Source organism: Adhaeribacter radiodurans (assembly GCF_014075995.1).
Lineage (GTDB): Bacteria > Bacteroidota > Bacteroidia > Cytophagales > Hymenobacteraceae > Adhaeribacter > Adhaeribacter radiodurans.
In genome coordinates this window covers 1809856-1824656 of sequence record NZ_CP055153.1, presented here as the reverse complement: position 1 = coordinate 1824656, position 14801 = coordinate 1809856, and the positions used below count along the sequence as shown (strand labels likewise).

The 14801-nt window shown below is 39.6% G+C and carries 7 protein-coding genes; 5 read left to right on the top strand and 2 right to left on the bottom strand.

All coding sequences use genetic code 11. From position 1 onward, the window contains the following. Nucleotides 1–148: 148 nt before the first annotated feature. From HUW48_RS07620 to HUW48_RS07610, 3 genes are all read left to right on the top strand, one after another. On the top strand, nt 149–490 hold the full coding sequence (locus tag HUW48_RS07620; RefSeq protein ID WP_182415108.1) for a PadR family transcriptional regulator: 342 nt from the start codon (nt 149–151) through the stop codon (nt 488–490). Continuing rightward, entirely contained in the window at nt 487–3027 is a 2541-nt protein-coding gene (locus tag HUW48_RS07615; RefSeq protein ID WP_182415107.1) for a PspC domain-containing protein, read from the top strand. Before HUW48_RS07620 ends, HUW48_RS07615 begins: the two co-directional genes overlap by 4 nt. 536 nt (nt 3028–3563) lie before the next feature. Beyond that, nucleotides 3564–5114, top strand: a complete 1551-nt coding sequence (locus HUW48_RS07610) for an ArnT family glycosyltransferase (RefSeq protein WP_182415106.1) — start codon at nt 3564–3566, stop codon at nt 5112–5114. A gap of 73 nt (nt 5115–5187) precedes the next feature. Here the strand turns inward: HUW48_RS07610 and HUW48_RS07605 are convergent, their stop codons facing one another. After that, nucleotides 5188–6612, bottom strand: coding sequence for a CCA tRNA nucleotidyltransferase (locus tag HUW48_RS07605; protein WP_182415105.1), 1425 nt, complete (start codon nt 6610–6612; stop codon nt 5188–5190). 555 nt (nt 6613–7167) lie between these two features. On the opposite strand from HUW48_RS07605, the gene HUW48_RS07600 reads away from it, so the two are divergent. Further along, nucleotides 7168–12669 carry an Ig-like domain-containing protein gene (locus HUW48_RS07600; protein WP_182415104.1) on the top strand — a complete coding sequence of 1834 codons (5502 nt, stop codon included), beginning with the start codon at nt 7168–7170 and terminating at the stop codon, nt 12667–12669. A gap of 154 nt (nt 12670–12823) precedes the next feature. Here HUW48_RS07600 and mce read toward each other — a convergent pair whose 3' ends face one another. Continuing rightward, entirely contained in the window at nt 12824–13231 is a 408-nt protein-coding gene (gene mce, locus HUW48_RS07595; RefSeq protein WP_182415103.1) for a methylmalonyl-CoA epimerase, read from the bottom strand. 173 nt (nt 13232–13404) lie between these two features. Here mce and HUW48_RS07590 point away from each other — a divergent pair, with 173 nt between their 5' ends. After that, entirely contained in the window at nt 13405–14616 is a 1212-nt protein-coding gene (locus HUW48_RS07590) for an IscS subfamily cysteine desulfurase (protein WP_182415102.1), read from the top strand. Nucleotides 14617–14801: the final 185 nt, after the last annotated feature.

The following is a 14801-nucleotide window of genomic DNA, read 5'->3' as shown; positions in this document are numbered from 1 at the left end:
CTACTAAAAATAAAATTTTAAAAGTTTATCCCCGAAAAAATTGAACAGAAATGTGAAAAATAGCAAAATAAAAAATATTTTTATCAAGTACCTTGTTTTACATAGTACCTTCCATTATATTTGTATCGAACATTAAACGCAAACCATCATGAAAGTAGAAAACACTCAAGTGCAGATGCGGAAGGGAATTCTGGAGTTCTGCATTTTGGAAATTATCTCTCGTGGTGAAGTCTACGCGTCGGATATGCTGGACGAGCTAACCGCCGCGAAAATGATTGTGGTAGAAGGCACGCTATACCCGCTGCTTACCCGCCTCAAAAATGCTGGACTTCTCGACTATTCCTGGGTGGAGTCCACGGCAGGACCACCCCGTAAATATTATACTCTTACTGAAACGGGTAAAGACTTTCTCGAACAGTTGCGCCAGACTTGGCTGGAAGTAATTGCCTCCATCGAATTCATAACGAAGCATAAAAAACAAGCATCATGAAAAAGAATATAAGTATCAATCTGCAAGGCCTTATCTTCCACATTGAGGAGGATGGTTACGAGCAATTGCGGCAATATTTAGCCGCTATAAAAACATACTTTTCTAATTATGCGGGGCACGAAGAAATTGTAGCAGATATTGAAGGCAGAATAGCAGAAGTATTTTCGGGCAAATTAAACCCCGGCAAACAGGTAATTACGCAAGAAGACGTACAGACTTTAATTGCTCAGATGGGTAGCGTGCAAGACTTTGCCCAACTCGAGGAAGAAGAAGACCTGAATCAAAAGTATAGTTCTACCCAAAGTACTTCCGAATCTTTTAATCAAACTACTTCGGATAACACGCAAAGTGGCCCTATTCCTAACCAAGGTCCTAAACGTTTGTTCCGCGACGAAACCAGAAAAGTTATTGGCGGGGTATCTGCCGGTATGGCCAATTATCTAGGCATCGATCCACTTTGGATTCGCTTGGTTTTTGTGCTCTTTTTCTTACTAGGAATATTTACTGCTGGAGTTTCGGCGGGGTTCGTAGCCTTTATTTACGTTATCTGCTGGATAGCTTTACCAAAAAGTTATACACTGGCCGAAGTAAACGCGAAAAAGCTTTTCCGCGATCCCGAAGATAAAAAATTAGGCGGGGTTTGTAGTGGCCTAGCGCTTTATTTTGGCATGGATGTGGGCATTGTGCGGCTGATTTTCTTATTATCAGTGCTGTTTGGTGGTTTGGGTATTCCTATTTATATCGTGTTGTGGCTAGTGGTTCCGCTAGCCACCACCATTACCGACCGCGTGCAAATGCAGGGCAATCCGGTAACTTTATCCGGCATTGAAGAATCGCTCAAAAACAACTTGCGGATGCGCGACGAGAATGGTCAGGAAAGTGGTTTAGCCCGGATTTTATTATTTCCGGTTCGGCTGGTAGCTCAAGTATTAGAAGTTTTATCTAAGACACTTCGTCCGTTTATTAATTTTCTAGGTTCGGCTATTCGAATTATTGCAGGTATTATTTTACTAATTACCTCCCTGAGTTTTATTTTTGCTTTATTTCTTGGTTTAGGAGTAGGTACTGGTTTGTTTAGCGAACAAATTACGCAGTCCGACTTTCATGGACCCATGCAATTATTTACCCGTGATTTTCCGGGCTACGGCATGGTGGCCGGGTTTCTGGCAGGTTTTATTCCGAGCTTATTTCTCTTGATAATTGCGGTGGGTTTGCTCACTAAACGCTTTTTCCTGAAACCCTTAGCCGGCTGGTCGATGTTTGCGGTGTGGGTGGTAAGCTTGTTTGTAATGGGAAGTGCCATTTTCGTATTTAAGCAAAATTTTAACGAACAAGGTGAAGTTATTACAGAAAATTCTTATCCGGTAACCAACTTTCAAACGGTGTTGTTAAATGCCCGCAATGTTAATTCTGCTACGGAACAGTGGCTGAACGAATTTGAACTGGAAAGTACTACTGGTTCTAATATCCGGGTGGTGCAGGAATTTCGTGCCAAAGGTAGAACCGAAGCGGAAGCTAAAACAAATGCCCAAATGCTTACTTACCGGATACAACACCAAGATTCAACTTTAATATTTGATCGTAAAGCCAGGCTGAATGAAAATGCAGCTTTCCGCGAACAGCAATTATCGTTAAAAGTATTTTTACCTGAAAATAAGAAGTTTCGCCTTAATCAGGAATTTGTTGACATGATTCCCAACTACTTCGACGAGGACTATGACTTTAATAATCCGGTTACGAAAAGAGCCGTTTGGGAATTTCGCAACGATAAATTTTCCTGCCCTACTTGCCCGGTAAAAGAAGCTCCAGTTGAAGACGAAACGCAAAATGAAGAAGACTTAGTCGATATAGATATTAATGTGGTGGATGATAACTTAATGGCCGATTGGGATGACTACGGACCAGAAGAAAAAACTTTTGACTTTAAAGATTTTGATGCCATAACCGTAGGAGGAGCGTACCATGCCCGAATAAAAAAAGGCGATGAGTTTTCGGTACGGGCCCGGGGAGATCAGGAAGGAATCTCTAGCCTGAAAGCGGAACAAAATGGTAGTACCATTGAATTTAAATCGAACGAAAATTTCTGGGATTTTGCTAAAAACGATCGTTCTAATGTTTTGATTGAAATTACTTTACCTACTTTAGAGCGGGTAGACCTTTCCGGGGCAGTTAAATCTGAAATTTCCGGCTTCGAAGAAGATAAATGCCGTATTAGTCAGTCGGGGGCAGTACAAACCAGTGTTGCCCTGAATACCGATGAATTGGAACTGGATTTATCCGGAGCAGCCAGAACTACCCTTACCGGAAAAACGAATGATTTAAGAATAAGTGCTTCGGGCGCCTGCAACGTGCAAGCCACCAATTTTAAGGCTAAAACTGCCGATTTAGATTTATCGGGTGCATCAAAGGCTAATATTTACGTAACCGAAAAATTGAAAGCTGGGGCCTCAGGCGTTAGCCATATAAGTTACAGTGGTAACCCAGCCAATGTAAGTTCAGATGCCTCCGGCGCATCGAAAATTCAACGGAAGGGTTAAAAAACTATTGAACAGATATAGTGAAAAGACTAAGGTAGCAGCACCTTAGTCTTTTTTTGTCATTAAATACACGTACCTAAAAAGATACAAGAATTAAGATATAAGATGTTAGACTTTTTTGTGTATTAGTAACTACATGTTAATGCTGTTTATTCCAATTTCAATGGAATGTTTAGTAAATTACTTGTGTCCCGTTATTTAAATAAAAAGACTAATTAAATTATGGATGATAAGTAGGAGTGAAAGCTTCTCTCCTAAGTTTAAGAGGATAAGGGTGCTTATTTTTCTATTAAAGCTGTGCGTGAGAATGAATATTTATTTTGTCCAGGTATTTAGTAGAAATATAAGCCACCTAAATAACTTTTTACTTAACTATTTGCCTTTTAGTAAACGAATAAACTATTTATCCGAATTTTAATACTTATAATACCGCTCCGTTACTCTGAAGTTTTTCAGGTTTTGGGTGATCGACTAAGCGGTGAATATTTTTGTTAGTAAACAATCCACGTTAGTTTTGCTAGGCCGCTTTCTTGGATATGAAATTTTCGTTACAGAATAATCAATATTGGGTACTTTGGCTTTTGTGGCTTGTTGCCACTATTTTAAATAGTACTAAGGCTTTTCATATTGATGATACTTTCCATATCGAAGCGGCTCAATGGATAGAGCGGCATCCATTTAAACCTATGTCGGGGTTAATATTTTGGAGTAATGGCTACGCACCTATTTACACGTATAATCAACCTCCTTTATACTTCTATTTTTTAGCTGTAATTGGCCATTTTTTTAGTTACAGCGAATTTGTTCTGCATCTTTTTCAATCTGGTTTTACTTTTCTGGCTATAATTTATTTTTATAAACTAACCCAGATTGTAGTTCCCAAACATGCCCTTCTAACAACTTGCTTCTTAGTTTTAAATCCTGCTTTTTTAGTTAACCAAAATGTAATGGTGGATATTCCATTATTAAGTTTACACCTTTTATTTATCTACCTACTTATTAAACCCAGTTTTAAAAATGAATGGCTGCGCTACGGATTTGCTGCTTCTATTTTAAGTTTGGCTTTGCTCCTTAAATACACTTCGCTTCCTTTACTTATTGTATTAGCCGCTCACCCAATTATAACCAAAAAGTTTAAATACCTGGCAACTATACTGTTGCCATTGGGAGTTTTAGCTTTATGGTCTGGGTTTAACATATCTGAGTTTGGTTCTATTCACCTTAATCGCCCTACTTCCTCTTTAACGCTTTTGGGAGTTGCATTAAACCTAATGGCATTTATTGTGTGCTTAGGCGCTATTACACCTTTTTCTTTGTTGTTTGTGGCCGGATTTACTAATAAGTACCGGAAAAACTTTGGGTTTTTAGCCTTTATTACTATTCCCTTATTTATAGCCCTTGTTGTTTTAACTTACTTTGATTTTATACCGGAAAGAGAGGCAAAAAGAATTTTATGGATGTGTTCTTTCGCTAATGGATTTACTTTATTGTACCTCCTTTTAGATACGCAGCCACTCGTTCGTATTTTTTTTACCACGGCAAAGAGCATAAATCAGCCATACCATCTTCTTTATTTATGGCTGGTTGTTATTAGCGGTTTTATAATCTTTTTTGCTCCTTTTACGGCAACGTGGCATGTTCTTTTAATTATGCCAGCCATAATTATTCTGGGCACAAATTTAATAGACTATGCTTCCCAAAAATTAAAAGTAATAACAATAGTATTTACCGGCACTTTCAGTTTACTCTTGGGTGCATCTGATTGGATATATGCCAATACTTACAGAACCCAGGCTTATGCTATTAAAAGCAAATTATTGCCGGAAAATACCACTTGGTCCGTTGGATTTTGGGGTTGGCAGTGGTACAATAAAAAAGCAGGCATAAAACCCTATGTAGCAGGTAAATCAAAGGTAAAACCCCATGATTATTTTGTTATTCCCGCAAACATAGCTCCCCCTAAAGTGGTAGATACAGCTACTTTAAAGCAAGTAGATGAAATTATAGTAAAAAGTAACTTCTGTACTTTTTTTTCATGTTCTAATTTTCCCGGAATGTATTCCTCTGATTACGCCAATCCACCCTAGATACTTTCTAAAAACCCAATAGATACCCTCCGGATTTATCAGGATAAAACTACTTATTAATAAGTAAGTAAATCTATTTATCTGCTCGTACGGGTTGTAATCCCATTTCTTGGCCTTTTTGCAGCATATACGCAAAAGCCTGGTCGTATTCATTCTTAATGTAGCCTTCCAGGATTGCTTCGGTTAAACTTTCTTTAATTATACCTACTTCCCGCGAGGGTTTTATACCGAAAGTAGCCATAATAATTTCGCCGGTAATAACCGGCTGAAAGTTACGTAGCTTGTCTGTTTCTTCTACCTGTTTTAATTTCTGATTTACTTTTTTAAAATTTTGCAGATAGCGCTTTACCTTGTTTGTGTCTTTGGTAGTAATATCGGCGTTACAAAGAATCATTAAATCGTCGATATCGTTGCCCGCTTCAAAAAGCAGGCGCCGCACCGCTGAATCGGTTACAGATTCTTTTACCAAAGCAATGGGCCGTAAGTGTAATTTTACTAATTTTTGCACAAAGCGCATGTGTTCATTTAAAGGCAACTTTAACTCAGCAAATAGCTTTGGTACCATTCGGGCACCCCGGTCTTCGTGGCCATGAAACGTCCAACCTACTTTTTCGGAATAGCGCTTGGTATCAGGTTTAGCAATATCATGCAAAATAGCCGACCAACGCAGCCATAAATCATTCGATTGTTTCGCTACATTATCGAGTACCTGCAGGGTGTGATAAAAATTATCTTTGTGCGAATTTCCATTCATGGTTTCCACTCCATGCAGTTGCGTCATTTTCGGAAAAATCAATTCCAGTAAACCCGTTTGGAACAACAATTTAAAGCCGTAAGAGGGAGTAGCGGCTAAAATAATTTTATTTAATTCATCAGTAATCCGTTCCTTCGAAATAATATTAATTCGCTCTTTATTGCGGCTTATGGCATCGTAGGTATCCGGTTCAATATCAAAATTTAACTGGGTAGCAAACCGGATGGCACGCATCATACGCAAAGGATCGTCGGAAAAAGTAATATCTGGACCTAACGGGGTTTTAATAAGTTTCTGCCGGATATCGCCTAAGCCATTAAACTGATCGATAATAGTGCCATAATCCGATTGGTTTAAAGATATGGCTAACGCGTTTATGGTAAAATCGCGCCGGTTTAAATCATCGGTTAAGGTACCTGCTTCTACATCGGGTTTGCGGGAATGGCTGCGGTAAGATTCTTTACGGGCGCCCACAAATTCCACTTCCCAATCGTCGGCGCGCAACATTGCCGTACCGAAATTCTTGAAAACAGTAACGTTTGGTTTTTCGGGTAATAAATCGGCTACTTTCTGGGCCAATGCCGGACCATCGCCCACGCATACCACATCAATATCTTTAGAAGGCCGTTGCAAAATCAAATCGCGCACAAACCCACCAATTACGTAAGCTTCTGCCTGTAATTGGGCGGCAGCAGTTGCTATAATCGGGAAAACACGATGTTCCGGTAACAAAATGGTTTGCATAAACTAATTTAAGTACTACCCGCAAAGGTAGGCATTTATTTTTTGCTCGTATAGGTTAAGCGCTCCCACAGTAAATAGTTGTCTTGACTCATTTAGAATATGTTTAAGAATTAGGAAAATAGAAATTAGGAAAAGTACCTGACCTCAGAAATGAGTTGTTGTGTTGATTTCTGAAGGGTGCCTTATTAGGTTTTAAATCAAAAAAATGACTGATTGATTTATCAAAGTTTAGAAAATAATATTTAAATCTATAACCACTTATTTTTGAAACTGACTTATTTTGATTAAGGCCAATAGCTCTTTTAATTTAAAATCAAATTTATAATTTAATAAATATAACTATTATTATAAATTTTAATATCACAGCAACCTTCATTTAAAATTTATTTTAATCTAGATAATCAAATTTTATTTCATTTAACGAGCAAAATTTACTATTCATCGTTTAATTAGTACAATTTAACAAGTTTTTAGTTATTTACCATTAATGATATAAACTTAATTATAACAATTGTATATATTTGCATACTTTCGCTTCTATAGTACTATTCTTATATGATTGTTGCAAAATTATATCTTTCGGTAATTTGGAAGACTAGTATTTGTTTTATTTTATTTTTATTTCTGATAAATCAAGCTTGGGGGCAAACACCAGGGTTAATTTACAAGAAATCTACTGCCCCTTCTCCGCAAGTTTTAGATCCAAACGGTGATGGTTACGTTTCAACTTCTACTTCTGGATTTGTTGGTAGTGACGTAGGTACCAACAGTGAAATTCCTTACCGGGCCTTGCCTTTATTTGGTTCCGAGCCTCTTGGAGATGTAATTACGGGAGCTACCGGGGGCCATACGGACTTAGCCCAACCACCTTGGGGAATATACTTTGATGGCACCAATATTTTATGCCGGGTTCGGGTAGGTGGTACCTCTACGGCATCTAAAGGGTTTAGTATTTTCCTGGATACAGATAACACTTTTGCCACTCCTACTAACCCCTCCAGCCCAACCGGCTATGCTACAGCTAATCCGGGCTTTGAATTTGAGCTATTGCTGGCTACTAACTTTTCGGTACAATTAATTGATCACCGGCCCGTAAACGGAGCTGTTTCACAAAAAACTCTATTTACCGGTGACGTTAATTATTATTCACAAAGAAGCGTTGCCCTAACCAGGAGCGGAGGAGACGCCGATTATTTTTATGATTATTATATTCCGCTTTCAAACTTCAACGGTGCTGTTACTGCCAGTACCCCAATGCGAATGTCGGGTACTACTATAACCAGTGCGCAAAGTGGCATCTCTGGAACGGCAGCCGATGTGGGAGGCGTAGATGACCGTTTATACGGCAATGATCCTAAAAATATTTGGCGCAATGTTATCAACAGCTTTCCTCCAACTAGCTTAACTCAACTGCAAAATGGAGAATTTTGTAAAGGAACTCCAAATTCACCGGTACTCAATTCTTCCATTCGAATAACCTCAACTTCCTTTTCGGGCACTTCTACCGAAATTGGAGGCACCGTTAGAATTTACCGGGCTACTTCTACCTCTGCTACCCCTACCGAAATTATAGCTACTACTCCGGTAACCGTAGCCAGTAATGGCACCTGGACTTTTCCAATTACCGCCGGGGTTACGTTAACTACGGGTGAAATTATCACGGCTAAAATTAGTTATGCTGCTACTAGTTCGTGTCCGGCTGTACTTTCGGCGGCTTCTAATGCAGTAATTGTAGCGAATGCTCCATCGGGGGTATGTACTACTCAAGCACCCAGCAGCATCGCCACCCAAAACGGTTCCAAAACGGTACTTATTACAACAGCATATGCTGGTTTAACTTCAAGTACTTTAAAGGTTTACCGGGATGGTGTTCTTCTTGCAGGAACAGTTGCATTATCGAGTTCCACGGCTGGATCGTATGTTTATGAATTCATACCAACTAGTTGTCCAGGTTCCCAATTTGCATTTAGTTATTCTTGTAGCAACGCTACGAGCTATGCAACAATAACGGCTACTGTTACGGCAAATGGATGCGAATCACCACGATCTACTCCACAATATTTAAGTGGTAACTCTTTAACGCCAACTACTAATCCCACAAAAACCACCGCAACCCCTGTAATTTCCACATCATTTGTTTGCTCTACTACAACAACAATTACGGGTACTTCCGAGGCAAATTCTTTGATATATTTATTTGTAAACGGCGAACCAGCCAATGTTGCCGCGGATGGGAGCTTGGTATCTGCTGCTCAGGCTAGTGCTACAGGCGCTTGGTCCATAGATTATACACGTTATGCTTATGGTTCCGGTGTAGTTTTAACTGTAAAGGCCAAAGCGCCTGATAATACTTATGCTTCCGGCTTTAAAGGTCTTTCGGCTGCCTCCAATAGTATAACAGTGGGAACAAATTGTGGAGTAGCTAGCACGGTACCTACTATTACGGGTACCTATTGTACTTCCACCTCTATCACATCTGTTTCCGGTACTTCCACAGAAGCTGCTGGTACCACTATTATTATTTACAAGACCGGAGTAGCCACAGCTTTAGCAACTACAACCGTTAGTTCCGCTGGATATTGGACCGCTACGATTCCAGCAGGTCAGTTAACCGGAGGATCTACTTTTTATGCAACTGCCACGGCTCCTAACAAAAATGTAAGTAGTAATTCGGTTACGGTGTCCGTAACAACCAAGCCAAGTGGCGGTTCCATTACAATTAACCAGGTTACCGAAGGTGCTACTTCAATTTCTGGTTCAATTTCTGGAACGGTTACTAACCCCAGCACTATTCGGCTATACATTGATGGCTCACCCCTTTCTCAAACAGCAACTATTACCGGACCTGGAACTTGGACAGTCACAGGAATATCAGCTAGTGAGGTGGCAGCTGGGCTTCGGGTTACGGCCACTGTTGCCGCTAATGCTGGTACGGGTTGTAGCGAAAGTGATCCTAGTACAGGCATTATTATTTCCTGTATACCACCTGGTACTGCTCCCCCAACTTCTTTAGCAACTGTTAATGCTTTTTGTAACAGTGGCGTAGCTAGAATTTCAGTGGCTAGTTCTGAAAATGGAGTAGTTTACGAAATTTACGATGTTAATACGAATGCCGTAAGTGGTTCGTCTGTTTTAGGAACGGGTGGTACGATTATTTTAACATCAGCTACTTTAACTGCTAATACTACCCTTATGGTAAGAGCCTACAAAGTTGGGGCTTCTTGTGGAACTGTTCCTTTAACAGGAAGTTATGTAATTACTATTAGTACCCCACCTACCGTTTATAACGTTACTCCAGCTACCCAATCCATTTGTAGTGGGGGTACGGCAACAGTTACTTTATCTAATTCCCAAACTGGGGTTAATTATCAAATATACATTAACGGCGCTGCAAGTGGGCTTCAAGTTGCAGGGTCAACAGGGAATGCTATTCAGCTAACTTCAGGCCCTTTAAATGCTAATGCTACCTTAACGGTACAGGCAATACCCACCAGCGCTTGTAGCAACGTTACCATGAATGGATCTTCAGTGGTCACCGTAAATCCGCTTCCAACCGCTTATACTGTTGCTCCTGCTACCCAATCTATTTGCACTGGGAATACGGCATCTATTAATCTATCTAATTCCCAAAGTGGTGTTAGCTACCGGATCTTTATAAACGGCTCACCCAGTGGAAATGCAGTAAATGGTACAGGAGGCACTATTACGCTTATTTCTGCGGCGTTAACCGCTAATGCAAGTCTTTCGGTTCAGGCAACATCTTCTACTGGTTGCACTAGCACTATGACCGGTACTTCGGTTGTTACAGTAAATACACCTCCTACCTCTTATAATGTAACTCCAGCAACTCAAATTATTTGTAGTGGCAGAACAGTACAGCTTACTTTATCTGGCTCCCAAACAGAAGTCCAATATCAGATATATAATGGCAGTACGCCTACCGGCAATCCAGTAAATGGGTCTACAGGAAACAGTATTAACTTAATTTCCGGAAGTTTAAGCACCAGCACTACATTAACCGTACAAGCTATTGGTCCTGCCGGTTGTACTAATGTTAACATGAATGGGTCTACAGTGGTTACGGTAAATAACCCTCCTGCAGTCTTTAATATTACATCCGGAAATCGAACCATTTGCAGTGGAGGTACCGCTCAAGTGACTTTGTCTGGCTCTCAAACAGGAATTCAATATCAATTGTATAATGGTAGTACACCAACCGGTAATCCGGTGAGTGGCACTTCCGGAAATAGTATTACCTTAACCTCAGGAAGTCTAAGTTCTAGTACTACATTAACCGTACAAGCTTTTGCGCCTACTGGTTGTACCAATGTTAATATGAGTGGGTCTACGGTGGTTACGGTAAACAATCCTCCAACTATTTATACTTTGTCTACCAGCAATCAAACAATATGTAGTGGCGGCACAGCTACTCTTACTTTAGCTAACTCCCAATCGGGTATTTACTATCAAATTTATAATGGAAGTACTCCTAGTGGAGCACAAGTATTAAGTTCAGGTGGGGCCATCAATCTTATTTCCGGTCCCTTAACTACCAGTACCACCTTAACAGTTCAGGCCATTGCCCCTGCTGGTTGTACTAATATTAACATGACTGGTTCAGCCGCTATAACAGTTAATAATCTACCTGTTGTTTTTAATATTTCGCCAGCTTCTCAAACTGTTTGCAGCGGAAGCACTGCCCAACTTACTTTATCCGGTTCCCAGTCTGGAGTTCAATATCAGATTTTCGCTGGCACTAATTCTACCGGTAATCCAGTTACGGGAACCGGTGGTTCCATTACATTAACCTCCGGTTCTTTAACCGCCAATACTACCTTAACGGTGCAAGCTAGTGCGCCAACTGCTTGTAACAACGTAACTATGTCGGGTTCATCAGTAATAACAGTAATTACTACAGTTGTACCCACAATTTCCAGTTCACCAACTTCCTTTTGTGGCAATGGAACTACGGTAATTTCGGTTACTAATCCGCAAAACAACTATACCTATCAGTTATTCCGCAATAACAGTACAACACCCGAAGTTTCCTGGGGAAGCTATAGCGGTTCTGGACCCATTGACTTTTACGTGAATATTACCCAGAATGCTTCCTTTACCGTGAAAGCCTCCAATGAAAATTGTGCATTGGTACCTTCCAACATTGTTTCTTTAACAGTAATTAATTGTGCTATTAATTACATAGTAAATCCAGCTTACCCGCGCAGCGAATATGTATTTAAAGAAATTATAGCGGCACCTCAATTACCTAACAATAACCAATATACTTTTACCGGCACTGGTTTTCTACCGGGAACCAGTATAGATCTCACCACTGGTAAAATATATGTTTCTGATTTATCAACCTTAATCTCTGGCACGCGAACTGTTACCATAACGGCGACTGAAGTAAGTACCGGAATTAGTACGAATATACCGGTTACCTATAGTGTAAGCCCCGATGGAAACCCATCGGCAGCCACTCGTTTTAATTCACCCATACTATTGCCAGTATCTCTCCTATATTTTAAAGGTATGTATCAAAATGGAAGAGCAAGCTTAACCTGGGCTACAGTTACAGAAAAGAATAACCGTTATTTTGCTATTGAAAGAAGTGTAGATGGAATTACTTTTTCTCAGGTTGGTCAGGTAGAGGGTGCCGGAAATAGTAATGCATTGCTTACCTATTCCTATGAGGATGTAAGTGTAGCTGCCTCAGCTATTTATTATCGCCTTAAACAGGTTGATTTTGACGGCAAGCACGTTTACAGCCAAATTATAGCTCTGAATAGTCAAAGTGGGACAAAAATTGAAAATTTAATTGCTTATCCTAATCCAACCCACAAGGAAGTAAGAATTTTTGTTCCCAATAAGTTGGATGGAAAAACAACTATTCTTGTTTGGGATGTGGCCGGAAAATTAGTAAAAACAGATGAAAGAAAAGATGTAATTGAAGCTAATTACCTGGATTTGAATCTGGAGAGTTTAACCATTGGCACCTACATAGTATCCATACAATCCGGTACAAAAAATTATATTCTTAGAGTAATTCGGCACTAATTAAAATGCCGAATTACCTTTTAATTAAATTCATTATATCCTTAAATCAAATATGGTTAATTTTTATAATAACCCCACCTTGGTTAAAGAATTAGCCTTATAAAATTTAAAAATAAAGGAGCTTGCATTCTTGAATCTCGGTGCTTAAGATTATTTAAAATGAGGTTTTCTCCTGACACAGTTCAATTAATACACCACTGGCATCTTTAGGATGAACAAAACAGATTAATTTATTATCAGCGCCGGGTTTTGGAGTTTCGCTGAGTAAAGTGAATCCGGCTTGTTTTAATCTACTCATTTCGGCTTCAATGTCGTCTACGGAAAAAGCAATATGATGCAGTCCTTCTCCACGCTTCTGAATAAAAGCAGCTATTACACTGGTTTCATCAGTAGCCGCCAGCAATTCAATTTTAGATTCGCCGCATTGGAAAAAAGAGGTAATTACTTTTTCGGAGGTTACCTGTTCGCTTTTATAAGGTTCAGTACCTAATATTTGCGTATAAATAAGATTTGCTTTTTCCAGATCTTGGACCGCAATACCAATATGTTCTACTTTGTTCATATACCGGAAAGGGTAATTTATTTTGTTGATTAGTTAAGCGATAGTTTATAGCTAATTTCTATTAACCTACCACTAATAACTACTTATCTATCTATTTTTACGGTAAATTAAAACTTATACTGGTTAACTCCTGTTTTTTAAGAAGCAATTCGTTAATCTATATTCTACATTTAATGCTCAAATTACCTATCTATTTAGATAATAATGCTACTACTCCTTTAGATCCGCGGGTTCTGGAAGCCATGCTTCCCTACCTAACGGAGCATTTTGGGAATGCTGCATCCCGGGATCATGCTTTTGGCTGGGCGGCTAAAGAAGCGGTAGATTATGCCCGGGAGCAAATTGCAGCCTTGATTAATAGCAACCCCAAAGAAATTATTTTTACCTCGGGCGCTACCGAATCAAATAACCTAGCTATTAAGGGAGTGTTTGAAATGTATGCGGCTAAAGGAAATCATATTATTACGGTTACTACCGAGCATAAAGCGGTTTTAGATACCTGCAAACACCTCGAAAAATTAGGCGGTGCAATTACTTACCTGAACGTAAACAAAGAAGGTTTAATTGATTTGAACGAACTGGAAGCCGCTATTACGCCTAAAACTATTTTAATCTCGGTTATGTACGCCAACAACGAAACGGGCGTAATTCAACCCATCCGGGAAATTTCGGCAATTGCTCATAAATACGGCATTCTTTTCATGACCGACGCCACTCAGGCAGTAGGTAAAATTCCGGTAGATGTAGAGGCAGATAAGATTGATTTAATGGCGTTTTCTGGTCATAAGTTGTATGGTCCGAAAGGAGTGGGTGCTTTATACGTGCGCCGTAAAAACCCGAGTGTAAAAATTACGGCTCAAATGGATGGGGGCGGACACGAACGCGGAATGCGGTCGGGTACCCTTAACGTACCCGGAATTGTTGGTTTAGGTAAAGCCTGTGAATTGTGCCGCTTAGAAATGGCGAATGATGCCGAACGGATTGGGAAATTACGCGACCATTTAGAAACCGAATTGCTCCAGATAGAAGAAACGCAGCGTAATGGCTACAAAGAACATTGTTTGCCCCACGTTGCCAATATTTCATTTAAATACGTGGAAGGAGAAAGTTTAATGATGGGATTAAAAGATTTGGCTGTTTCGTCGGGCTCTGCCTGTACGTCTGCCTCTATGGAACCTTCTTACGTTTTAAAAGCCCTCGGATTAAGCGACAATTTAGCTTACTCATCGCTCCGGTTTAGTTTAAGTCGTTTTACAACTGCCGAACAAATAAAATACGCCATTTCGCACGTACAGGAAGTAGTAGAGAAATTGCGGAACATGTCGCCGCATTGGAAAATGTACAAAGAAGGTATTGATACGAACCCGATGGAATGGGCCGGATAGTAGCTAATAAATAGTAAATAGTAAAGCAGCCATACACTAAAAAATTCTAATTTATATAAAGGATAAGCTCTATTTACAAAGTATTTTAATTGCTTTTACCCTAAAATAACAATAAACCAGATTCATTTAAAAATTTCTGGAAAATAAAAAAGAGCTACTTCTGGTAGCTCTTTTTTATTTTTATT